Raw genomic sequence first — 23,995 nt, 5'->3', positions numbered from 1 at the left:
ATGAACAAATTAACAGTACTTTCTTTAGCAGTAATGGTCGCGCTAGCAGGTTGCTCGAGTGACGATAACAAAAATGAAAATAATATTATTGCAGTAGATAACGCTATTGCAGTGGGCTCTGAGCAGTGCATTAATGGCGGTGTAGAGACTCAAGTAGGCGCAGATACCAATAATAACGACGTGCTAGATAGCGACGAAGTTAACTCAACTAATTTAGTGTGTAATGCACCTGCAACGTCGCTCACAAACGAGCAATTAGCCTCGCTTACTAGTAATGCATGGTTTAGTGAAGCGCAAACAAAATTAGGTGCTGCACAAACAGCAAGTAGCAACATTGTTACTGAATCAGGCAAAGCTAAAAACGTTATTTTATTTGTGGGCGATGGTATGGGTATTTCTACCATAACCGCAGCACGTATTTTAGCGGGTCAGTTAGAGGGCGAAATGGGTGAAGATCACCAGTTAAGCTTTGAAACTATGCCTTTTTCGGGCTTTGTAAAAACATACAACGTAGATGCGCAAACGCCAGATTCGGCAGGCACTATGACCGCAATGGCATCGGGCGTTAAAACCGACGCAGGCGTTATTGGTATTGATGAAGCGGTTGAGCGTGGTAATTGTGCATCAGGCAAAGGGCACGAACTTGTTACCTCGTTAGAGCTTGCTGAAATTGCAGGTAAAGCAACAGGGATTATTTCTACAGCGCGTATTACTCACGCAACACCAGCTGCAACGTATGCTAAATCGGCAGAGCGTAACTGGGAAGATATCTCCGATATGCCAGAAAGTGCTGCAACGTGTGAAGACATTGCATCGCAACTGGTTAACTTTGAAGCCAATCTAGAAGCACGCTTTAGTGGTGTTGATGTAGACGGTATTGACGTAGTAATGGGCGGCGGTCGTCGTCACTTTTTACCAAAAGATGCTGCGTTTAATTCAACCGATGCAGTAAGTGCTGTTGAAGGGGATCGTACAGATAACCGCGACTTAACCGCAGAGTGGAAAACGCAATATCCAAATGGCACGTACGTAATGGATCAAACCGGTTTTGATGCAATAAGTGACGACGCCACTAAAGTGTTTGGCTTATTTAACGAATCCCACATGCAGTACGAAGCTGATCGAGCAAATGATGTAGCAGGCGAGCCTTCGCTTTCACAAATGACTGAAAAAGCAATAAGCGTGCTTGATAACAACGAGCAAGGTTTTTTCTTAACGGTTGAGTCGGGTCGAATTGACCACGCGCATCATGCGGGTAATGCTTATAACGCGTTAAACGACACTATTGAGCTTGCCAAAGCCGTTAAAGTGGCAATGGAAAACACCAACCCAGAAGAAACATTAATAGTTGTAACTGCCGATCACAGCCATGTATTTACCATTGCCGGTTACCCTAAACGCGGTAACCCAATTTTAGGTAAAGTGGTTGCAGTAGGTGCAACTGAGCCAAGCTTAGCTGCCGATGATATGCCTTATACAACGGTTGGTTACACCAATGGTGGTGGCTTTAGAAACTTAGGTAGCGAGACAGATGCCGATGCAGGTTATGCCTTTGCACCTGTTACAGGGCGTGTTGATTTAACAGATGTTGATACAACAACACCGGGTTTTCACCAAGAGTCGTTAGTACCACTTGGCTCAGAAACACATGCCGGTGAAGATGTTGGCGTTTATGCAATGGGCCCAGGTGCACACTTGGTAACAGGCACAAACGAGCAAAGCTTTTTATTCCATGTAATGGACTTTGCAGCTGACTTTGTAAAAACAGCAGACGCAAAACTAGCGCAATAAATACCGGCTAGTTATAAATTTAGTTAAATATATCTAAATAAAAAACCCCGCACACTGCGCGGGGTTTTTGTCATTAAACTGACATTTATAATCGTTATGTTATTGCCATAAACTTGAAATATAAATAAGAGATAGCTAAATGAAAAAAGCGTTATTAATAATTGCCACGCTTGTAAGTACAAGTAGCTTTGCCTCGCAATGTGATATTGATGCCAAGCATTTAAAAGCGGATTATAAAATTACCAACAGCCATAAAGCGCAGCAAAGTAGCGAGTCACTTACCCTTTGGCGAAACAACCAGCAAGTAGCGCACCAAAGTGAAGTAATAACCGAGCTTTGGCAGCACTTAGCCAATAATCAAATACGACCAATACGTTATTTTAATGCCCAGCAACGCGGTATTGAATATCAACCATCTGAGGTACGCGGCGTACAAAACTGGAGTGCTAAAAGTCAGCTGGTGGATAACCACTTAATCGAAAAAATGACCTTAGTAAGCACACAAGGCAAAGGCTGTGATGAAGTGAAAAACTATACACTGAGCGAAAATGGCAACGACTTTAACCTTGCCTTTATTACGCATTCAAAATTAGTTAAAACATTTAGTATTAGTAATAAAAAAAGCCAAACAAGTACATTACTAAGCCTTAATAATGTAAACACTAATGAGCCATTAATTAGTGCTCAATTTGCACAGTGGGATCGCTTTCAAACCACCGATTACGCCGACATTGGCGATAACGAAGGCGACCCATTTTTAGCTAAAATGATAAACCTTGGTTTTATTGAGCACGGCGCAACTGGCTTTTATAACCAGCAGGGCGAGGCTATTCAAGGCGGGCATCACCACTAGGTTTTAGTTGAGTTTTAATGTGGCGTAGGACGAGCTTGCTGTGTTGGGGGTAAATTTATACTTCAGTCAGCAAGCTGTGGTGAGCTATCAACCGGCCTCTAAAATAAAGTGAATTTAAAATACTTCCGCCTAAATAATACTTCGAATAATCGCCTCATCTTATAAATAAGCACCGCCTGCTGCTAATTATTTATAGTTCGCAATAACTTACGCTATTTGATACTAATAGAAGTCCACGCAATAGGGACGCTTGAAAAAGTACTTATTAGCAAAGCTGTTATATTGGAACTTAAATGCGAGTACTTTTAGTTATATGTTTTTTATGGACTAGCTTATTATTTGCCTGCGGCAATGATGAACTAGGCCAATCAGCCTCTTTTGCAAAAATAAATGAAGACTATAGCGTAGGTAACTTTGTTGGCTATGATGTCTACGTACCTGAGATATTTAAAGACTATTATTTAACGTCATTTACAGTAGTGATAAAAGATACTTTATTAGCAGACTTGGATTTTACTGAAGCTAATAGTTATGAAGGTTATTACAAGGTATTTTTTCAAGTTAATCCTGAGAGATTAGATTCATTAAATATAGTACTTGGTTATTCAACAACAAAAGACAAAAAAGGAATTGTAATGTGTGGTGAAAGAATACAGTTAAATTTAAAAGAGTTACTCAGAGCAAATCAACCAGAAATGATCATCGCGCCCCCACCACCACTAAAATAGATCGAATTATTAAATTATTTTTAAACGTCGATCAAAGCGCTTGAAATAGTTTGTTCGGGTTTTGTTTGGTCTTATATTTATATAGCTTAAGTCGTTCGCTATGTTTAAACAAAGTTAGGATTCATTTTTTATGATCAAATCTATCACTGTTACTAAAAAGAATTATACCGACTATGCTGATTTTGCAATAAAAAGGTTGTGTACGCCTCAAGGTAAAAAAGACTCAGGAGTTATAAAAAATGTGATTGTTTGGTTTGTAATAACTGTTGTTTTTATGACTATCTTTCAGGTCGAGTCTATTCGCCTTTCTGACTTTCATTGGCCAAGTGGGTTAATTGTAGCAGTGCCATTTTTAATATTAATTATTGTATTTTTATACAATAATCATAAGTTAAAAGAGCAATCAATCCCCAATGAAAATGGCGTAATGATTGGCAATAAAACAATTGAATTTCAAGCTGATGGCATTCGCGAGACTAATCATCTTGGAAGTTACTTTTATAAATGGCAAGCCGTTGAAGCAATGGAAGAAAATAAAGGCGATTTATATATATTTGTAGACAAGTTATTGGCTTTAATAATCCCAGCTAGCACATTTACAAACGAAGCCGAAAAAGAAGAACTAAAAGCATTTATTAAAGCTCATATTTAGTCATGCGTCATTTTATAAATATTTACACCGTCTTAGTGTTTATTTTAATGCTTATACCTATTTCATCAATGGGAAGTGAAAAACCAGCTAACACTACCGATGAAAAATGGGGCAAGTATCTAGAGCATAGAGCTGCTTGGAATAAAATGCTTAAAGAGCGTTATGAAAATAAGTTAAAGCATACTCCGCCAAAACCGCCTTGGATTAAATTTCCAAATTATCATCCGAGCGATATATTTTGGAGAATGGGTGACGGCGAAAGCTACATAAGTGACTATTTCTCTATCTATTTTCAGTACGCTTCTAAGGCTGAAATAAATGCTTATAAGATTAAATATCCTGAACACTCAGATTGGCGTGGAACATATAAGCGCTTTGAACACTAACTAAAAAGTACAGCTATGCTTTCAGATAACTTATTTGATTGTGGCGCTTATTCACAGTGCTATTAACTCACGCTAATAGCACATATCAGTTTTTAGACGCTACTCAAGATGAGCATCATCAGGCTTTTTAGGTTTACTCGCTACTTCGGTTAAGCCGTCTTCGCAGTCGCCGCTGTCGCAGGTATTTAAATCGCTTTGTGCTTGTTTATCTTGTTGCAGTACTTGCTTTAAATCTTCCATGCGTTGGCGAACTGCTACGCCGTAGCTGGCGTCGTCGCCCCATAATGCAGCAAGTTGCAGTACTGCAGCGCGGTCGTGGTCTCTAAATAGCTTACCAGCACGCTCTGCATCTTGCTTAGTGTTACCTAGTAACTCGAGTGCTTCTACGGCAAGGTTAATAGCTGAGTCGACTGTTTCGCGGTTAAACGCATCTACTTTTAAATTAAGTAACTGATACGCATGGCGGCGGTCGATTGCGCGAGCAACAATTTTAAGTTGCGGGTAGTTTTTATGCGCGAGCTTAATTATCTCAATGGTTTTATCGGGGTTATCAATTGCAATTACTAGCATTTGCGCTGTGTGCGCGCCTGCGGCTTCAAGGAGTTCTTGGCGTGCGGCATCGCCATAAAATACGGTGTTACCAAAACGGCGTAGTAATTCTATTTGGCTAGGGCTGTGATCAAGTACGGTAATTTCGTAGCCTTGCGCGTGCAGTAAACGCCCCATAATTTGACCAAAACGTCCGTAGCCCGCAATAATTACGTGCTTAGCGGTGCTAATTTGCTCTGGCTTATCAAACTCAGGTAAAGCACTGCTGCTGCGTTTTTGTATTTGCTCATAAACCATAAGTAATAACGGCGCTATTAGCATTGATACCGCCACAACTAAGGTAACAAGGCTGGTTTGCTCGGGCGTTAAAATGCTGAGCGTAGTGGTTACGCTTAGCAGTACAAAGGCAAACTCACCCCCTTGGGCAAGGGCTAGGGCAAATAATAATTGCTGTTTGCTGTTAATTTTAAAGGTAACGGCAAGGGCAAATAAAATGCAGGCTTTAACTACAATAAGTAAAACCACTAAGGCAATAACGGTACTAAACTCGTTAAATAGCAGTTCAAAGTTAATTGATGCGCCAACAGTTATAAAAAACAACCCTAAAAGTAAGCCTTTAAAGGGTTCTATATCGGCTTCTAATTCGTGTCTAAATTCGCTCTCGGCAAGTACAACGCCTGCTAAAAAAGTTCCCAATGCAGGCGATAAACCAATACTTTGCATAACCAGTGCAATAGCGACCACTAAAAACAGTGCAAAAATAGTAAATATTTCACGCATGTGCGTTTGGGCAATGTATCTAAATAACGGGGCCGATACATATTTACCGCCGGCAATAATAGCGGCAATAACCGCAACCGATACACATACTTGTTGCCATACAGGCCAGCTTGCAATAATTGAATCGCTGATTTCTTTTGTGTTAGTTTGCGGGGCAAATGCAAGCAGTGGCAATAGGGCTAAAATAGGAATAATTGCGATGTCTTGAAACAGCAATACCGAAAAAGCGTTTTGTCCGGCTTCTTGCTTTAGCCAGCCTTTTTCTTCAAGGCTCTGCAGCACAATAGCAGTAGAGGAGAGCGCCAGCATTAAACCAATGGCGAGTGCGGTTTGCCAATGCATGGCAAAAAACCAATAACAAAATGCAAAAATTGCCGCTGCCGTTAACACAACTTGCAAGCCGCCAAGCCCTAAAATAGAGTGGCGTAATGTCCATAAACGCGAAGGTTGTAGCTCAAGGCCCACTAAAAACAGCATCATTACTACGCCAAATTCAGCGAAGTGCATTACATCGGTTTGATCGCCCACAACACCCAGCGCATAAGGGCCAATGAGTATTCCGGCAATTAAATAACCTAATACTGAGCCAAGTCCGACTCGTTTTGCAATAGGCACAGCTACAATGGCTGCTGCTAAGTAAATTAAAGCAATTTCTAACACGCGTTTATCCTAATAACATCAAGGCTTTTAGAATGGCTTAGCTGCTTATAAAATACAATGGATTATATGGCTCAAAGTTGCTTATTTATCAGTAGTTATAACACTAATGGTTATAACTACTGGGCTAAGAATAGCACTTTATGTTGAAGGGCTTATTTGGGGGACTAAATATTACAAATACTTATAATTGCTGAGCTTGGTTGGCCTGAATCAGAATGGTAAATAGTAATGTTTGAGCTGATTGTATTTTCAACGTTTGTTTCAATTGCTGTTACTTCAAATTCGGCAGATGCAGGTAGGTCGATGTCTAATTCGCTATCGAGGTAAGTACTTCCGCTTTTTTGCAAAGTAAGTGGTTTTGTTTGATCAAAGCTAAATTGAAAGCTATCTGACGCTAAAAGTGTATCTACCATGTTAAAGCGTAGGTTAACTGTGTCGGGGCCTGAAAACTCAGCACACAAAAATACCGAAACCTCAACAGCTTGTAAAACGGGCATGCTATTTTGGCCTATATCCACAGTAAAGTTGCTTTGCGTAATTGCTACAGAGTTGTATTCCCCAGTTGCTAGCCTTTGATCTGCTGTTTTTATCGTTATTTTTTCACCTTGCGCTAAATTAACCTCTTCATCAAAAAAGCCATTTGTATTGGTGCTGTACTGCTGTCCATTAATTGTTAGCTGTGCATTGCTTATAGCCGCTTTTTGCACATTAGTGAGTTGTCCTTTAATACGACCGGTAAGTAGGGCAGAGTTAGTTACTGTAATTGAGAATTGCACACTTTTTGAAAATCCATCAGCATCAGTTGCTATAACGGTTAGCGTGTAACTACCTGTCATATCGGCGATAAATTCGGTAATACTTTGGTTTATATTGCTTAAGCTGGTGCTCGAGCCTGAAGGCGCTGATAGCGTCCAAGCGTAATCGAGAGAGGTTCCTTCTGGGTCGTAACTTTGGCTTACATCAAATTTAACTGCATTGCCCACTACATCGTAGCGTGATTGCTCCCCCGTGAAGCTAATTACTGGCAATGCGTTTTGTATTACATCAATTGTTAGGGTTTTTGTGTCAGAGAACTGCACGCCATCGTTAGTGCGTAACGAAATAACCACTTGTCCCCCTACTGATGCACTAAACGTTGGTTTTGATATTGTATTACTGCTAAGCGTTGCTTGGCTTTGCGACGAAATGATTTCCCATTGGTAGCTTAGTGGCTGGCCCTCTGGATCGTAACTAGTTGAGGCATCAAGTAAAACCTGTTCATCAACCGTTATGGAGGTTTCATAAGTTACCAAAGTAATAGGCTTTTTATTGCTACTGGCGTGCAGTACTGAGGTTGCTTGGTTTGAGCTTAATTGCCCATCAGACACTGTAAGCACTACAACGTAGTCGCCTTCTTTATCGGCAACAATAGAGGGCGTTGCAGATGTGTTGTTAGTGAGTTGCGATGCACTATTTACAGGCTTGGCTTGTAACTGCCAGTTATAACTCAGCGTATCTCCGTCTGGGTCGCTACATTGTTGGCACTGCAAAGTGGTTGATTCGTTTAACGTAATATCACGTTCGGATTCAAGTGTTGCAACGGGGACTTTATTACTTGTGGTAACAGTTAAAGTAACTGATGCGGTATCACTTTCGCTTTGTTGATCGGTAACGGTGAGTGAAAGCGAGTAATCTCCAGCTGTTGACGCTGAAAATCCAGCGGTATGATTTTGTATGTTTGAAAGAGCCGGCGTGCTGCCCTCGGGTTTTGATGTAATTGCCCACGCATAACTAAGCGTATCGTTTTTATCGGGATCAGTACTTTGGTTACCATAAAGCGTAACAACTTCATTTGGGGCAATTGTTTTATTTTCTACGTTAATAACCGCTTGTGGCGATGAGTTAGAATTAAGCGATTCACTTTTTATGAGTACAACAGTGCTTGCCGTATCACCTTGTGAATTAGTAACGGTAAGCTCAACCTTAAACTCGCCTATTTCGTCTGCAACAAACTGGCTTTTAACTTGAGTCGCATTTTCAAGCGTTGCATTACTTGCTACGGGCTTGGTAATAAATTGCCATTTGTATTGATTAATGGCGCCGCTGGTTGTGCTACTTTGCGCGCCATTTAAAAGCACAACATCCCCTTGCTTAACGGTTTGTGTGCTACCTGCGTTAGCAATTAGTTGGGTATTTGCAGTAACGGTGAGTTGTTTTTGTGCAGGTGTGCTTGAAAGCTTGCCGTCACTCACGGTTAATACTAATTGGTACTCTTGTGCTTCAGATACTGAAAACTCAACGGTACTTTCATTATTAACCGTAATCGGTATTTCTACTTGTTCGTTTTTGCTGGTTAATTGCCATTGATAGGTGAGTGCATCGCCATCGGGGTCACTACTTTGTGCTGCGCTAAAAACGAGGGTGGTATTTACTTTAAATCCCGATTGCTCGGTAGTAATAACCGCAATAGGCTTTGTGTTAGTGCTGAGCGGTTTAGTTACTGTTTTGGAGTCTGAACCTCCAGAGCCACAAGCTACGAGGGTGAATAAAGCAGTAATTAAAATTAATAACTTCCATTTCATAATATTAATATCCTTTTAAAAAGTTGAATATTAATATGTACCCAAATTAGCTATAAAGCAAAAAAATAAATCAAATAAGTACTTTTGCATTATTTTAGGAAATAGTTAACGCGAAACAGTGCTGCTTTTAAATAACTTATACTTTGAGAGGAGTGCTTTATGCCCAGATTGATAGGGCATAAAGTATATTAAATGGCAGTTGAATAACGCTTAAATAAAGTTAGTCAGCTACTTTTACTGAACCGCTAATATTATCGATACTTACATCGCCCGAGCCCGACTCAGTAATAGTCAGCCCCTTTGCATGGTTAACGCGAATATCACCCGAACCGTCTTCAATTGTTACGCTTGAACCAATATGCTCAATAAGCAGGTCACCAGAGTTATCATCAACATTAACTGCACCGCTTATATGGCTTATCACTAAATCACCCGATCCATCTTCAACGTTTAGCAAACCGGTTATGTTGCTCACATGCATTTCGCCAGAACCATCGTCAATAGTTGCATTACCGCTTACGTTGTTTATATGAATACTGCCAGAGCCGTCGGTTAATTCTAAATTACCTGCGATGTTTTCAAGGTTTACTTCACCAGATCCATCGTCAACAGTTAGGTTTTTAGCCCCACTTATCGTTAAATTCCCCGAGCCGTCTTTAACATCAATATTGCTTTGCATAGCACTTATTAAAATATCGCCAGAGCCATCATCAATATCTAAATTTAGATTACTTGGCACAGTAACCACTAAATTAATACTTGGAGATTGACCACTGTAAAAGCTAATACCATTACGGCTTTTATTTTGGGCAACAAGCTTTGCTTGTTTACCGTCTTGCTCCAGCGTTAGCTCGTATTCGTCTTCAATGTCGGCTGTGTAAATAGTGGCATCAACACTAATGCTGGTGGCCGTTTTTGAGCCTTTTATTTCAAGGCTACCTGCACCGCTTAATACATTTAAATATTCAAGATTATTGCTTGGCAGTGATAGCTGTTGAGTTTGCTTTACTGAGGCAACGCTTGGCGATATGTGAAATACACAGCCACTTAATAATAAAATGCCGCCAATAAGTGAAAGTGGTTTTGTAATGTTAGATACAGTTGATGAGCTCATGTTTAGTCCTTTGTATTTTTGTTTGTATTTATATAAACAATATAGAGCAAAAATGAGGCCGAAATGTAAGCTGTTGTTTTATATAGGGTGGTGGTTTTTTATGAAAGTTGAAATACTAATAAGTGGTTAAAATAACTAATTATTAATATAAAAGGATGCGTGATGCATCCTTTTATAATTGCTCTGCTTTTATTAGTAAACTAATTAAAAGCTGTAAGTAATATTACCGTATAAGAAACGTCCGTCTAATCCGTAAGGTGCATACGGTGTGTACGGGAATATTTGACCAAAGTCAGAGTAACCAATGTTATCCACGGTGGCTTGTGGGTACTGATCGAACAAGTTGTTTGCACCAACGGCAAATTTCCAATATTCGTCTGGACGGTATGCCACTTCTAGGTCGGTGATCCATTTAGGGTCTAAGTATTCATCGCGATCAGCTGTAGTTGATATGTCAGCGACTTCACCATAACGTGTGGCACGAAGCGTTGTTTGCCATTCGTTAAAGTTCCACACTGCTGATAGGTTCCATTTGCTATCTGGCGTGCCTTCTTCAAAGCGACCTACTTCACGACGCGCAAACACTACGTAGTCGTCACCTAGTGAGTTAAGTTCGCTTGGGTTGTCGTTTACGTGTGTTACTTCGGTGTCGTTAAAGTTAGCTGCTACGTTTAGGCGTAAATCACCTAAGTTGTCTAAATCTAGGTTATAAGTGGCAACTATATCTACACCTTGCGTGCGTGAATCGATAGCGTTGGTAAAGTAACGTACGCTTTCGGTATTTAGCTCACCGGCATTTTGTAGTATTTCTACTACGGCATCGCCCTCTAAGTTTTCAGACAATACAATACGGTCATCAATATCAATACGGTACGCATCAACGGTTAAGCTAAAGCTGCCTTGCGTGTACATAAAGCCCGCAGTAACGTTTACTGACTCTTCAGCATCTAACGGCTGAGCACCGAGTGCTTGCGCTGCGGCTGAATCGGTTGGGAATAAACCAACTTCAAATGGTTGGTTGTTTTCAAGTACTGTTGATATTTGGCGGTACGAGCTTTGCGCTAAAGATGGCGCACGGAAACCTGTGCTAATTGCTCCGCGCAGTGATAGGTTTTCAGTAATGCTGTAACGCGAGGCAAGTTTAGAGGTAAACGTGTCGCCAAAGTCGCTGTAATCTTCATAACGACCCGCTAAAACGACGTTCCATTTTTCTGTTAAGTAGGTATCAAACTCAACAAATAAAGCGATGTTATGACGGCTTTCGTCAGTCGCACTTTCTGGTCCAAAACCAGCAAGTACTTGCGCGCCACCGGCTGCAATTGGGTTGCCGTTGCTATCAAGTGCGGTGATGTAAGACGCTTCTTCGCCTTCTTCTATTTTGTAGCTTTCGTGGCGGTATTCAGTACCTACGGTAAAAAATACGTCATCAGGTAAGCCTAAATCGAGTGTGGTGTTGGTCGTTGCGTTTACTAAAAACTGATCGTAAACCAGTGCACCGTTATCAAATTCAGTTGGGCTGTCGGCACCTAGTGATGTGTTAATACTATTTACAACACCAAAACCAAAGTCGTTGCGGCCGTAGTTGGTACTTACATCCCATGTCCAGTCGTTAATTTCGCCTTTTAAGCCCAGTGCAAATGAGTAGTCTTGTACGTCTGTTTCAATCTGCGGCAAAAATCCATCTGGGTACACTTCTAAAACGTTACGGCTGTCTTTTGCACGGCGGTAAAAACCACCTGAATTACCTTCACGCTTTGAGTAGCTACCAAATGAATAAAGGTTTAAGCCGTTATCTAAATCGTAACCCATGTTGTAAAACAACGCGTAATCTTCAAGGTCTGCTTTACCAAAACGGTGGTTGTAACGATCGATAGTAAATTCGCGTGGGTCTAGGGTGCCATCATCAAGACGGCTGTATTGTTCGCGTGGGTCAAAGCCTGAGCGTTGCGTTGAGTCGTTATCGCGGTATTCAATTGATACATTTACAAAGCCGTTATCAGATAACGCAAAACCAGAGTTTGCACTAACTGTGCGTGTTGCACCGTCGTTTACTTCTCTGTCGCCACCGGTATTAAACGCTAAGTCGCCGTTAGCATCTGCATAGGTGCTTTCTAGCTGAGGTACGCCAGCCATTTGAGTATCGTATTTACCGTACGTTACGCTAACGCTGCCGCCTTCTGAGGCATCTTTAAGTACAATGTTAATTACCCCAGCAATTGCATCAGAACCGTACTGTGCGGCTGCGCCATCACGTAGTACTTCAACACGTTTAATTGCAGAGGTTGGGATCATGTTCAAATCAACAGCGGTAGAGCCTCGGCCAACAACACCCGCTAAGTTTAATAGCGCACCGGCATGGCGGCGCTTACCGTTTATAAGTACTAATGTGTGATCGGGTGCTAATCCACGTAAAACAGCTGGTTTTGCATGGTCAGTACCATCACCCATAGTGGCACTTGGGTAGTTAAAGCTAGGTACTTGGTTTGCTAGTATTTGGCTTATTTCTAGCTGACCCGTACTTTGCATATCACCGCTGGTAATAATATCTACAGGTACTGAGCTTTCGGCAATACTGCGTAAGCTACGGCGAGTACCTGTTACTGAAATCACTTCAATGCTTTTTTCGGCTTGAACATCTTGTTCTGCAGCAAATACAGAAGAATAGGGTGCACTAAGTGCAGAAGAAACGGCCAGGCTAAGTGCTACTTTTTTGGCTGATAATGGCTTTAACATGATGTTGATTCCCTTGAGGGCTGCTGACTATTGATTTTAAAAAGGAGCGCATCATATAGAAGCGACTACCCTAGTGCAAAGATAAAAACTATCTAAGATATTCTAAGTTGTTAACAAGTAAGGTCACTGTCTACGCGTGATATAGGCGTTTGGATCGTTGTAGTTGCAATCTTGTGTCGAATGGTTGCGAATTCAAGGGGATTTTAGATAAAAGTTAGTAAGACGTAAAAAGGCCAAGCAAATGCTTGGCCTTTCAATTTTTTAAATTTAGTAATTTAAATTATTCAGGGGCAACTTCAAGCGTTGTAAATAATGCATAACGTCCTGCATCTACGCCTTCTTCATTTACGGTAACCTTGTTAGAGGTTTCGATTAGGTATAGGCCTGGCTCTTTCCACGTAATTGTAAACATACCGTCTTTATCGGTCGTTACTTTTACTTCGCCACGCTCGTTACGGTAGCGTGTGTCGCCTTTTAAAATACTTACTTCAACGCCTTCACCAGCAGATTTACCATCTTGTAGTAACTGAAAACGTGCTTGTTCACCTACAAATAAATCGTTTGGATGCGTTGGACCGCTAAGCTCTAAGCCTAAACCTAGCTGTGCAGGTTTTGAGGTGCCATTTCGGCTTACAAATGTATCTACTGTTGAAACAACCTTTGTTGTCGTTACATCTTTTGCATTGCTAGGTAACTCGGCTTCTGTTTTTTTACCAAATACGCGCTTGCGCTTACCTTCTTCGTTTTTATAGAAGGTCATGTACATTGGCTTTTGGGTCATTGCAATGTGGTAAGTGCCTTGCTCTGTTAAGCTTACCGCAGCTGAGCTTTTACGCTTTAAGTAATAAGCACGAATGGTTTCAGATACTGGCTCACCATTAGGTGCAAGTGCCATTAATAATGTGTCGTCGTACTCGGCGCCTTTTTCTTTAGGTTTAAAGGCTTTGTCTGGTGCAAACATTTCGTTAGAGATACTAGCGTCAATCATTACGTAATGCGCTTTATCGCCTGATAAAGATGTATGCGAAGGTAGTAACCAACGTCCGTGTGCACTTGCTGAAGTTGACACTAAAGCAGATAAGCTCAATGCGCCGATTAATGCCGTTTTTAATAAATTAATTTTCATTGTATTTCCTTAAATTCAAATGATTAAGTAGCAGCTACTTAGTGCTTACAGTGACGAAGCTTTTAGAAAACTCGTTTTTACCATCAATTGTTAGTTTGCCTGATTTAGTTAAATCGAGCTCAACGCGGGTGTAGTCTCTGCCGCCTTCTTCGCGTACAACTTCAATATTTAGTAAGTATTTACCTGGTTTTACTGGGTTACCGTCTAAATCATTACCTTGCCAATTTATGGTGTAAGTACCTGCGCGTTTTGTTGCGCCGCTAATGCCGTCAAAGTTGGCATCGCTTTTACCAGCTTTACGCCACCATTGGCGTAAGTCTTTAAACCATTCTGCTTTTTGCACCCAAAGTGCAAGCGTTGTAACGTGTTTGCGCTCTGGTGTTTCAAGCCAAACTGCAACGTATGGGCGGTGATACGGTTGTACTTCTAAGTCAGGAAGCGTTAATTCAACCTCTAGCTGTGGTGTTTGCGCATGCGCCGTTGTTTGAAAAAACGCAGCTACGAGCAGTAATGCGGCGCTTATAAATAATTTAAATTTAACCATTAAGACACTCCTTTTATTTGTGGAACCCAACATAAATAAATAACCAGTGGAGTTACCACTCCGAGTACGGTTATCCATATTCCTGCTAAGCGTTTTTTTCTATTTTGAAACAAAATAATCATGCCGGTGATGGCAAATAAAATCATTAGTACGGCAGATATATCAATTACCCAACTCCATACTTCACCGCTGTGGCGGCCTTTATGTAAGTCGCCAATAAGGCTTAAAAAGCCACCTGTTTGGTAATCAAGATTTAGCTCGCCAGTTGTAAAATCAAGCTCTGCGTAGGCAAACCCAGCAGGCAGTGGGTAGTCGAGCATGACAAGCGCGTCTTCTTTTTCCCACTCAATGCTTTTTACTTTTGTAAGTGCATATTGCTCGGCTAGGTAAGCTTCTATTTCAGGGTAAAGCGTTGGCAGCGTATTTAGCTGCTCATTCGCTTTGGTAACTAGCTCTGCTGGAATTACCGCCGTTACTTGGCCATTATTTTTATCGTTTTTAAGCCAATCAATATGGTTGAGCACAATGCCGCTAACGCAAAATAAGATAAGCAAAAAAAACAAAGCTGTAGAAATATAAATATGTAGAGCACGGCTTGTGCTATACAAAGCCCGCTTGTTAATAAACGACATAAAAACAGTAAATAAATTAAATTTACAACATGATAATGATTTGCATTAGCCATTACAAATTTACTTACTTATCTTTACATAAAAACTTTAAAACAAAGGCGGTAAGCAGGTAAAAAATGAATATTTAACGCTTAGGAGGGCTGGAAGGTCTTAAAATAAGGTAAATCATTACCAATACTTCTATTACTGCAACGAGATAAATAACCCAAATAGGGGCGGCTGAATACAGTAAAAATGTAAATCCAATTAACATGCCAATGGCGGCGTAGCATTTGGCTTTTACAGGCACTACTTTATGGGCTTGCCATTGCTGCAAAGTTACACCGTAACGAGGGTGGTTTAACAGCCATTGTTCAAGCGCGGGTGATGAGCGAGTAAAGCAGGTGAGCGCTAAAATAAAAAATATAGTGGTAGGCATGACCGGCAGCACAATGCCAATAATACCCAAGGCTACAAGTATTAAGCCAAGTGCTTTAAACCATAAGTTTTTATAACAAATAAACACTGCTTTTATATTCACTTAGGCTCTTTTTAGTAATGGCTGATACTTTCGATTGTAGGCCAAATAGTTATAAAATCGAAGTGTAAAAACATAAAAAAGGGCAAACTAAGTTTGCCCTTTTAAATTTATAAAATAGGTTTTACTTATCTAGAAGTAGTAACCTACGTTGATGTTAAAGCGACGCTCTGTATCGCCATCACCAATAATTGTTCCGCCAATAAATGGCTGGTTACGTGCTTGAATAAAGTCAAAGTACGTAAATAACGGGCCTGCTGATACGCTCATACCTGTTACGTTCATCCATGTATCTGCACTGTCGTCAGATTTGTCATAAATGATCCCGTAATCGTTGTAAAACTGTACGCCTGTTATAGGGCCTAAATCAACCGATAGGTCGTAAGCTACGTTAAAGTTAGTCATGGTAGCTTCGCTTGATACGGTGTCGTAGTAGTCAAACGCACCTACAACAAAGCGGTTGCTGTTGTCGTCTAGGTCGTAGTCGTACTCACCGTGCTGAAATTGAATATTCCAGTTATTTATTTGGCTGTTTACGTGGAACGCCCATGCGCCGTAGTTACCTGCACGGTCGTTACCATCATGTAAGCCACCGCTTAATAGTGATACACCCACATCGGTTTTAGCGTTTTCGCCATGCTCAATTTGGTACACTGTACGAGCTGCAAATGTGTTGTATTCACCAAGGCGAGAGCCAGGTGCATCGTATGTGCCTTCGGTTGTTGCACGGCTACCAACTATATCAAAAGAGTAACGCTCGTTAACTTCAGAGCTGCCATCAACGCCGCCTACTTCATCATTTTTGAAAAAGCCTAGGTCTAGTTTCCAGTTATCTTTTAGTTTACGGTTTACTGTTACACCCAAGTCAAAGTCGTCTTCTAGGCCAACATAGTAGTTAGTGCTAAAAAAGTAGCTGTGTGAGTTGTATGGGCCATTACCAAAAGGGACAGGTGCAATACCAGCTTGTGCTTCCCAGCCATCAGTAAATTCGTAACCTAAGTATGCATACTTAACAATGGTCATGTAATCGTAAAAGCGAAAATCACCATTAACAGAAATATCGTTTATTTCGCCAGATAAGTTAATGCGAAATACTTCGAAATCTAAGTCGCCGCTACGATCTTGAGTGTCTTCATCGTATGAATTAGTGCTGTAATTAAAACGCACTGCGCCACCAATTTTAACGCCTTCGTCTTTTTTCTCAGATTCGGCGGCAGCAACAACAACTTCTTTGTTATCAGCTTTTTTACTAATTTTTGCAACTTCTTGCTTGTGTAGCTCATTAATTTTTTGCTGTTTTGTTTTTTCATCAGCTAACTTATTTTCAAGCAGTTGCATTTGTTGCTTTAACTGCTTAAGTTGGCTTTGTAACGTGTCTAGATCATCAGACGCATAAGAAGTACTTGTAACACCACCTAGAACTAGTGCTAGTGTTAATTTTGAGAGTTTAGTCATAATTGCCGCTCAGATTTTGATTAAAAAATAAAAAATTCAAGACGTAAAAAAACGCCTTACGTTTAGGGTAAGTACAAAAACTATGTATTTTTTTTATTATTTATTCTTTAGGAGCTTGAGTAAGCGCACCAACTTCTAGAAGGGGCGATGCATCTAATTTATCTGCATCCATCATTGCGGCTACACGCTGCATTGATGAGAGTAAAAGGCTCTGTTCCCATTCAGCAAGTGCAGAAAACTTTTCAATAAAGTGTTCTTGCAATGGCTGAGGTGCTTTATCAAGTAACTCTTTTCCTTTATCGGTGAGGTATAAGCTCACTCTGCGTTTATCCATTTGACTGCGTACGCGTGTTACTAAGTTTCTGCTTTCTATTCTGTCGAGAATATTGGTGACCGTTGCTGGGCTTAAATTTACATTTTGAGCAATACGGCTCGCCGTTATTCCATCGGTTTTTTGCACTTCTTGCATTATAAGCAATTGTGGGCCAGTTAAACCCGAAGTTTTATTTAGCTGCTTAGAATGTAAGTCAATCGCGCGGATAACTTTACGTAAAGAAATCAATAACTCGTCATATTTTTGCATTTGCTTATCTCGTCGATGGGGCGGTAGTTTGCCGTAATCGCGAAATGTTACACATCAAATAAATTGAATTCAAATAATATATTGTACTTTAGCCCGCTTTTATTGGTTTTTAATAGTTAGAGCAGTAACTAATGTAAAATTATATTGTTTAAATATTGGTAAATTTTCTTAGCACCTTGTGTGCATTAAGTTGCGCACAGTACGTATGTTGTGAATAATTGGCAAGTCTTATTGTATAGACTTTAGTATTATTCATTTACAGCTGTTAGTACAAAGTAATTGTTTGTGAGTTTACTGTATATGTATTAATCGGCAATGAACAAATTCAGCAATCAATATTTAATATCAATAGCGTATACTTTAAGCATGCATTATTGTTTAGATGTAAACATTAAAAATCTTTAGTATCAGTATTATAGGGGGAAGGTATGAAATTATCGCCATCAGTTAGCATTGAGCAAAGCGAATCCGGACTTGAGTTTATTAAAGTAGCTAGTGAAAAGTGCGACGCAAAAATATTTTTGCAAGGTGGGCAAATTACCGAGTTTATCCCTAAAAATAACAAGCCACTTATTTGGGTTTCACAAGAGGAAACCTATCAAGAAGGGGCGAGTATTCGAGGCGGTATTCCTATTTGTTGGCCGTGGTTTGGTACACACGCTAATGATGGGTGGCCTGCCCACGGTTTTGCGCGCACAAGCGTATGGCAAGCCGATGAAGTACACGAATCTGATGAGCAAATTACAGTTAGTTTAAAGCTCCCCATGAAACTTGTTAATACAACGTATTGGCCGCATCAGTGCGCATTAAAAGTTGAGTTTATATTAAGCGATAAATTACAGGTTCGCTTAACGACCACTAACTTAGGAAGTGTGCCATTTAGCTTTACTCAAGCATTGCATACCTATTTTCCAACCTCAGATATTACAAATACCCATGTTGATGGTTTGCAAGGCGCGCAATATATTGAGTTTAGTGAAGGGCCATTTGTACAAAATGATGTTGTAAACTTTAATCGCGAAACCGATATGGTTTATACACAAGCAAATGCAGTACAAACCATTAACACGCCAGAAGGTGTTATTAATGTGAGCCGCGAAAACTCAAGTTCGTGTGTGCTGTGGAATCCATGGATAGAAAAGTCAAAACGCTTATCTAACTTTGCTGACGATGAATATAAAACAATGCTCTGCCTAGAGGCCGCTAATGTACTGACAGATAAAGTAACGCTTGAGCCAAAACAAAGCCACACCTTAATAACCACCATTAGTTGGTAAGCTAGTCATAATTAAAAGCAGAAATAGGGACAAATAGTGTTTAACAATCAACAAATAATGGATTTGCCAAAGCATAGTGATATTAGCTTTAAGCCATTGGCTGATAAAGCCTTATTACATACACAACTTAGCTCGCTTCTGTTTTATGTACCGCTAATTGGAGCGCTTATTGCTGTTTGTTATTTTAATGAAGCTTTTGCTAATAATGCACAAACGTATTTGCTAATTGGTATGCCAATTTTGGTAGCCGTATCTATGGCGTACAACATAATAAGTGTGAGGTTGCGAGGTTTTGCAGTGCGAAATCATGACATTGCTTTTAAAAAAGGCGTTATTTGGCAACAAGTGACGGTATTACCTTTAGCGCGTGTACAGCATATGGAAATACACCAAGGGCCAATAGAGCGAAAACTTAGTCTTGCGAGCATTAAATTATTTAGCGCTGGCGGTGTAAGTGCGGATTTACAAATTAGCGGGCTAACCCATGATGATTGTAAAAACATGCGCCAATTTGTACAAAACTACCGCCAAGACGACGCAACTACTCAGGCAGCTTTAGTCGATGAGTAATACAACTATCGAAGATAAAGCCAGCCCTATTTACTGGCAAAAAGTATCGCCCTGGGCACTTTTATACTTTGTTGTGCACTTTAGTGTGCGCTTTGTAAAAGATGGCCTTTTAAACTTACTGCCCATGCTAGTCGTATTTGTTACTCAAGTAGAAAATAAGTTGTTTTGGGCGCAGGTTGCAGGCGGTATTGCACTAATTTTGCTACTTGTTTACTCATTTTTATATTATTTAAATTTTAAGTTTAGTATTAGTAGCGACAACGAAATATTGCTTAACAAAGGTGTATTTAAAAAAGAGCGACTTACGCTTAAATTTGGCCGCGTGCAAAACGTTAATATTGCCGAGCCGTTTTATTTTACCCCCGTAAACTTAGTTAATTGTATTTTTGATGCCGCTGGCAGTGTGTCGCAAGGAGTTGTTTTACCAGGTGTCACTAAAGATTATGCACAGCAAATGCGTAAACAAATATTTGATTTTAAAGCGCAGCAACAGCAAGAAGCACCAAATACTGAACAAAGCGAAACAGACACTATCGAAAACAGCCTAAGCATTAGCAATAAAGAAATAGCCAAATTTGGTTTAATGTCGAATATGGCTATTTTAGCAATCGCTGCTTTTGCCCCTTTTATAAACCTAATTGTTGATTTTTTAGAGAAGCAAATTATTGCGAAAGTAGAAGGCTTTTACCAACAAGAGCTTGGTATGCTGGCCAGCGCTGCTACTTTTGCGATGATCACCTTAATTGGTTTGTTAGTTTTGGTGGCTGTAATGCTATCGGTGACTATGTCGCTTATCCGTTTTTATAATTTTGAGCTTTATTTTAAAGGTCAAAAGTTTAAACGCATTGCTGGCTTGTTAGAGCGCCATCAGCTTTCAATGAGCATGGACAAGGTGCAATCTATTGTTATTAAACAAAACCTAATGGGGCGATTACTAAAGCGATTTACCGTTGAGTGTTTACAAGCAAGTAGCGGCGGAATAGCAGCCGGTGTGGCGGCTAAAAAAAATAAACAAACGTTAGTACTACCTGTATTAAATAGCGAACAAGTTGATAGTGTATGCCAATGGATTTACCCGTGGTTTAATAGTAAAAAACTCGCTTTTAAGCGCGCAGAGCGAGCGCTTTTGTATAAAAATTTAGGCTTTTATTCACTGTTACCCAGTGTATTAGTGTTTGGCTTTTGTTTTATTGCTGATATTAATACTTTGATAAGCCTTGGTGTTTTAGTGGTGTTTTCTGGCTTGGTGACTTTGTCGTATCAGCGTTATGGTTATTACATGCATGAGGATAATGGTCGATTTTACATGGTTGTACGCAAAGGTATGATTGGCGTTCATTACCGTGTTTTTGAGCTTTATAAAGCGCAAAGTGCGCGCAGTATAAGTACGTACCTAATGAGAAAGTCAGGCTTAAAAAGCCTGTATATACAACTTGCTTCAGGCTTTGTATTTATGCCCTACATAAAGCAGCAAGATGCTGACTTTATTATTGATTTTACAATTAAGCAGATTGAGTCAGATACTCGCAGCTGGATGTAAAATACCCTAATAAAACATGTGTAAATACCCATTTTCACATGTTTTATTACATTTTCTTACTGCCCATGAAAGACATTTAATAATACCCTAGATGGTATTAAGGAATTATTTTAGGGACGCTCATGAAAAAAACACTTATCGCATCAGCTTTATTACTAGCAGCACCGATCTTTGCAGCCGATTGGCAAACTATTCATACCGAACATTTCAACATTCACTACAGTGTTGAGCATGCTGATTTTGCTAAATCAACTGCAGCAGAGCTTGAAATAGTACGCACCAAAGTGCTTGAGCAGCAAAACCGAACACTTGATAAAACAGTTGATGTAGTGGTGTTTGATCCCCTAAATGCGGCAAATGGCTTTGCGCTACCTACCTCAAATAATCCTGTAATGGCACTTTTTACAACCCCACCACAATCCGACACCGTTATATCAAACAGCGCTGGCTGGCAGCAGTTACTTGTACTGCATGAATATATTCACTTAGTGCATTTAGCACAGCCTACACGCAATCACTGGCAGCAAAAAGTACGTGGCATATGGGATTTATACGACTTAACTTACAGTGATACACCGCGCTGGGTAGCCGAAGGTTATGCCACATTGATTGAGTCTAAAATGACGGGCCGTGGGCGTTTATTTGATAACTACTCAGAGTCAATACTGCGAGAATTTGCTCAGCAAGGTGCTTTGCCAACCTATGGGCAATTAAATGGCGAGCAGGGCTTTATGGGCGGCTCAATGGCTTACTTAATGGGTAGCCGCTTTTTAAATTGGCTAGAGCAAAACTATTCAGAGCAAACACTCGATAGTGTTTGGACGCGAATGCAAGGCGTAAAAATGCGTGATTTTGATGAGGCATTTAGCGGTGTGTTTGGGCAAAGTGCAGCCAAGCTATATCGCCGATTTATAGCTGAATATACCTATAAAGCAATGCAAATAGAGCAAGGGGAGCCGTTACTTAATAGTGAACTTTGGCTTGAGCTTAACTTATATGCAAGTAACCCAGCACTTTCAAAAGATGGTAGTAAGATTGCGATTGTTGAGCGAGATAAAGAGAGTAATACCAAGCTTATAATTTATAGCACGGATGACAACATAAAGGCGCAAGAAGAGTTTACTAAAGCGCAAAAAGAGCTACTCGAAAACGATGCACAAGACATCCCCGATACAGCGCCAAGTGTGTTTAAGCGCGAACAAAAACAAGTGCTTAATCAAATTAATCGAGCCGGTATTGCAAACCCGCAATGGGTAAATAACACAACGTTGTATTTTAATGCGTACAGCAATGAAGAGTCGGGTATTTATAACAAAGTGTCTGATATATTTAGCTATAACACTGACACTGGATATATCACACAGCTTACCAAACTTGCTGGTATACGACGATTTAGCGTAACCAGTAACGGTGAAACCTTGTATGGCGAGCAAATAAGAGATGGCTACTCTGAATTAGTAAAGGTTGATCTCAATACGCAAACCACCACACCATTATTTACAAAAAGCCTTGAGACAACTTACGATTACCCAATACTCAGTCCTGATGAAACTAAATTAGCTTATTTATCAACGTCATTAAATGAAAACTGGCAATTGTATATACAAGACGTAGGTGGTAATAAGCAGCAATTAGTACCTATGCCAAACGGGTATCAATATTTAAGTCAGCCTAGCTTTAGCCATAATGGCGAGTCACTTTACTTTGTTGCAGGCTTAAATAGCGCTACTGATATTTATAACTACAACATAGAGAGTAAAAAACTCACCAAGTTAACCCAAGGGCAGGAAGCCGTTGCCCACCCGATTGAAATGGCCGATGGCTCGTTACTCTATTTTTCGATAACCGCAGATGGGCCAAATGTAAAAACATTGCCAAAAGCTATAAACAGCACTGTAGTTACTGAATTTTCGGCTAATAAAAAAGCACCGCTGCTCATTGTAAACGAACATACGCTTCCAAAAGCTAAAATATATACGCATCAAACAACGCAGCAAACAAATTACAACGTGCTCGAGCAGCACGCTACTTTTGCACTAGGGACGCAGTATTATTCGGCTTCTACCAGTTTGTTAGATTTAAGCATTAAAAGTAGCGATTTATTAAAACAGCTCGACTTGCAAGCGGGATATAGCACTGATTTACACGATGGAGCACTGCACGGTGGTTATGTGCAGGCAAAATATAATGCGCTTGATGTAAAACTGAAACTTGCACTGTTTGACTATAATTTAAATACATCGCGCCAGTATCAACAAAGGCTAAATGCAGATATGGATGCCCGTGGTGGTTTTGCTGCAATAAGTTACCCTGTTAAATTTGGGCAGCTAAGTTTAACGCCAGAGCTTGCCTACAATTACACTGATTATAAACAAAGCCATAAAAATTGGACGCGTTTAGGCGTTGCCCAAAATTGGCAATATGATCGTCAAGACTTTGTAATAGGCCAAAGCCTTTATGCTAGTTGGTACGATGGCAGTAGTAAAAGTAATAGTTGGCAAGGTTACGATTTAGTCGCCAAAATTTTTGGTAAAGCGTTTGGTATTCCTCTTTATGCAAACTTTTCTCAAAAGCAACGTGATGACAGCAGCCTTGCATTAGGTGGCTTTAGCTCAAATCTTATTAATCAGCATCAAAATAGTGAATATGTACTTTCATCTGAGCTGCCTTTTTATAGCGCAGCTGCAAAGCGCTATCAAGGTTACGGTGGCGGCTTTAGCTTTAAAGAAGGCATGCCGTGGCTTTATTACAAGCAGCATCAACTCGACGGCACCGTATATGCACAAAGTTACGGGATAAAACACCAAGGTGATTTTAGTTTTGGAATGGGGCCTGCTGGTATAAATGACTTAATATTTAATATGGGACTGTCGCGAGTAGAAGGCGACAGTTTTGAGGATGAAATGCGAGCGTGGCTGAGCTTTTATTATTCGCTATAAATATT

At 40.2% G+C, this 23,995-nt stretch carries 19 protein-coding genes; 9 read left to right on the top strand and 10 right to left on the bottom strand.

What is annotated here, in order from left to right:
- The 5 genes from H5090_RS14640 to H5090_RS14620 all read left to right on the top strand — a co-directional run bounded on the left by H5090_RS14640 (window position 1) and on the right by H5090_RS14620 (window position 4,410).
- Entirely contained in the window at window positions 1-1,791 is a 1,791-nt protein-coding gene (locus tag H5090_RS14640; RefSeq protein WP_182696068.1) for an alkaline phosphatase, read from the top strand.
- 139 nt (window positions 1,792-1,930) lie between these two features.
- Complete coding sequence (locus H5090_RS14635; RefSeq protein ID WP_182696067.1) at window positions 1,931-2,644, top strand: hypothetical protein; 714 nt, start codon at window positions 1,931-1,933, stop codon at window positions 2,642-2,644.
- Window positions 2,645-2,937: 293 nt separating this feature from the next.
- Complete coding sequence (locus H5090_RS14630) at window positions 2,938-3,372, top strand: hypothetical protein (protein ID WP_182696066.1); 435 nt, start codon at window positions 2,938-2,940, stop codon at window positions 3,370-3,372.
- 130 nt (window positions 3,373-3,502) lie between these two features.
- Window positions 3,503-4,024, top strand: a complete 522-nt coding sequence (locus tag H5090_RS14625; protein WP_182696065.1) for a YcxB family protein — start codon at window positions 3,503-3,505, stop codon at window positions 4,022-4,024.
- A gap of 2 nt (window positions 4,025-4,026) precedes the next feature.
- Window positions 4,027-4,410, top strand: coding sequence for a hypothetical protein (locus H5090_RS14620; RefSeq protein ID WP_002960201.1), 384 nt, complete (start codon window positions 4,027-4,029; stop codon window positions 4,408-4,410).
- Window positions 4,411-4,509: 99 nt separating this feature from the next.
- Here H5090_RS14620 and H5090_RS14615 read toward each other — a convergent pair whose 3' ends face one another.
- The 10 genes from H5090_RS14615 to H5090_RS14570 form a co-directional block, all read right to left on the bottom strand.
- Entirely contained in the window at window positions 4,510-6,399 is a 1,890-nt protein-coding gene (locus H5090_RS14615; protein WP_182696064.1) for a monovalent cation:proton antiporter-2 (CPA2) family protein, read from the bottom strand.
- Window positions 6,400-6,563: 164 nt separating this feature from the next.
- Window positions 6,564-8,960 (bottom strand): PKD domain-containing protein, encoded by a 2,397-nt coding sequence (locus tag H5090_RS14610; RefSeq protein WP_182696063.1) that lies wholly within the window; start codon window positions 8,958-8,960, stop codon window positions 6,564-6,566.
- Window positions 8,961-9,180: 220 nt separating this feature from the next.
- Window positions 9,181-10,074, bottom strand: coding sequence for a hypothetical protein (locus H5090_RS14605; RefSeq protein ID WP_182696062.1), 894 nt, complete (start codon window positions 10,072-10,074; stop codon window positions 9,181-9,183).
- Between the two features lie 204 nt (window positions 10,075-10,278).
- On the bottom strand, window positions 10,279-12,807 hold the full coding sequence (locus H5090_RS14600; RefSeq protein WP_220490782.1) for a TonB-dependent receptor: 2,529 nt from the start codon (window positions 12,805-12,807) through the stop codon (window positions 10,279-10,281).
- Window positions 12,808-13,087: 280 nt separating this feature from the next.
- Complete coding sequence (locus H5090_RS14595; protein ID WP_024596099.1) at window positions 13,088-13,933, bottom strand: DUF4198 domain-containing protein; 846 nt, start codon at window positions 13,931-13,933, stop codon at window positions 13,088-13,090.
- 34 nt (window positions 13,934-13,967) lie between these two features.
- On the bottom strand, window positions 13,968-14,477 hold the full coding sequence (locus tag H5090_RS14590; RefSeq protein ID WP_024589611.1) for a DUF2271 domain-containing protein: 510 nt from the start codon (window positions 14,475-14,477) through the stop codon (window positions 13,968-13,970).
- Window positions 14,477-15,109: a PepSY-associated TM helix domain-containing protein gene (locus H5090_RS14585; RefSeq protein WP_182692760.1), complete on the bottom strand. Its 633-nt coding sequence runs from the start codon at window positions 15,107-15,109 to the stop codon at window positions 14,477-14,479. Before H5090_RS14585 ends, H5090_RS14590 begins: the two co-directional genes overlap by 1 nt.
- A gap of 124 nt (window positions 15,110-15,233) precedes the next feature.
- A complete protein-coding gene (locus H5090_RS14580; RefSeq protein ID WP_024596096.1) occupies window positions 15,234-15,629 on the bottom strand; it encodes a YbaN family protein in 396 nt (131 codons plus the stop codon).
- A 129-nt stretch (window positions 15,630-15,758) separates the two neighbouring features.
- Window positions 15,759-17,081: a carbohydrate porin gene (locus H5090_RS14575; protein ID WP_182696061.1), complete on the bottom strand. Its 1,323-nt coding sequence runs from the start codon at window positions 17,079-17,081 to the stop codon at window positions 15,759-15,761.
- A gap of 100 nt (window positions 17,082-17,181) precedes the next feature.
- A complete protein-coding gene (locus tag H5090_RS14570; RefSeq protein ID WP_182692757.1) occupies window positions 17,182-17,664 on the bottom strand; it encodes a MarR family winged helix-turn-helix transcriptional regulator in 483 nt (160 codons plus the stop codon).
- A gap of 428 nt (window positions 17,665-18,092) precedes the next feature.
- Between H5090_RS14570 and H5090_RS14565 the strand changes: the two genes are divergently transcribed.
- The 4 genes from H5090_RS14565 (at window position 18,093) to H5090_RS14550 (ending at window position 23,990) form a co-directional block, all read left to right on the top strand.
- A complete protein-coding gene (locus H5090_RS14565; RefSeq protein ID WP_182692756.1) occupies window positions 18,093-18,941 on the top strand; it encodes a D-hexose-6-phosphate mutarotase in 849 nt (282 codons plus the stop codon).
- 36 nt (window positions 18,942-18,977) lie between these two features.
- Window positions 18,978-19,511, top strand: coding sequence for a PH domain-containing protein (locus tag H5090_RS14560; protein ID WP_182696060.1), 534 nt, complete (start codon window positions 18,978-18,980; stop codon window positions 19,509-19,511).
- On the top strand, window positions 19,504-21,051 hold the full coding sequence (locus H5090_RS14555; protein WP_182696059.1) for a PH domain-containing protein: 1,548 nt from the start codon (window positions 19,504-19,506) through the stop codon (window positions 21,049-21,051). Before H5090_RS14560 ends, H5090_RS14555 begins: the two co-directional genes overlap by 8 nt.
- Window positions 21,052-21,173: 122 nt before the next feature.
- Window positions 21,174-23,990 (top strand): PD40 domain-containing protein, encoded by a 2,817-nt coding sequence (locus H5090_RS14550; protein WP_182696058.1) that lies wholly within the window; start codon window positions 21,174-21,176, stop codon window positions 23,988-23,990.
- Window positions 23,991-23,995 lie beyond the last annotated feature (5 nt).

This window comes from Pseudoalteromonas sp. SR43-5, from assembly GCF_014163835.1.
In the GTDB taxonomy this organism is placed as follows: domain Bacteria; phylum Pseudomonadota; class Gammaproteobacteria; order Enterobacterales; family Alteromonadaceae; genus Pseudoalteromonas; species Pseudoalteromonas distincta.
Note: the sequence above shows the minus strand (reverse complement) of the source record. Positions and strands in the feature narration are given on the sequence as shown.

Coding starts and splice junctions, on each gene's coding strand:
- H5090_RS14550 (WP_182696058.1), top strand. CDS start 21,174: ATGAAAAAAACACTTATCGCATCAGCTTTATTACTAGCAGCACCGATC.
- H5090_RS14600 (WP_220490782.1), bottom strand. CDS start 12,807: ATGTTAAAGCCATTATCAGCCAAAAAAGTAGCACTTAGCCTGGCCGTT.
- H5090_RS14640 (WP_182696068.1), top strand. CDS start 1: ATGAACAAATTAACAGTACTTTCTTTAGCAGTAATGGTCGCGCTAGCA.
- H5090_RS14625 (WP_182696065.1), top strand. CDS start 3,503: ATGATCAAATCTATCACTGTTACTAAAAAGAATTATACCGACTATGCT.
- H5090_RS14620 (WP_002960201.1), top strand. CDS start 4,027: ATGCGTCATTTTATAAATATTTACACCGTCTTAGTGTTTATTTTAATG.
- H5090_RS14575 (WP_182696061.1), bottom strand. CDS start 17,081: ATGACTAAACTCTCAAAATTAACACTAGCACTAGTTCTAGGTGGTGTT.
- H5090_RS14610 (WP_182696063.1), bottom strand. CDS start 8,960: ATGAAATGGAAGTTATTAATTTTAATTACTGCTTTATTCACCCTCGTA.
- H5090_RS14630 (WP_182696066.1), top strand. CDS start 2,938: ATGCGAGTACTTTTAGTTATATGTTTTTTATGGACTAGCTTATTATTT.
- H5090_RS14570 (WP_182692757.1), bottom strand. CDS start 17,664: ATGCAAAAATATGACGAGTTATTGATTTCTTTACGTAAAGTTATCCGC.
- H5090_RS14590 (WP_024589611.1), bottom strand. CDS start 14,477: ATGGTTAAATTTAAATTATTTATAAGCGCCGCATTACTGCTCGTAGCT.
- H5090_RS14585 (WP_182692760.1), bottom strand. CDS start 15,109: ATGTCGTTTATTAACAAGCGGGCTTTGTATAGCACAAGCCGTGCTCTA.
- H5090_RS14635 (WP_182696067.1), top strand. CDS start 1,931: ATGAAAAAAGCGTTATTAATAATTGCCACGCTTGTAAGTACAAGTAGC.
- H5090_RS14565 (WP_182692756.1), top strand. CDS start 18,093: ATGAAATTATCGCCATCAGTTAGCATTGAGCAAAGCGAATCCGGACTT.
- H5090_RS14605 (WP_182696062.1), bottom strand. CDS start 10,074: ATGAGCTCATCAACTGTATCTAACATTACAAAACCACTTTCACTTATT.
- H5090_RS14555 (WP_182696059.1), top strand. CDS start 19,504: ATGAGTAATACAACTATCGAAGATAAAGCCAGCCCTATTTACTGGCAA.
- H5090_RS14595 (WP_024596099.1), bottom strand. CDS start 13,933: ATGAAAATTAATTTATTAAAAACGGCATTAATCGGCGCATTGAGCTTA.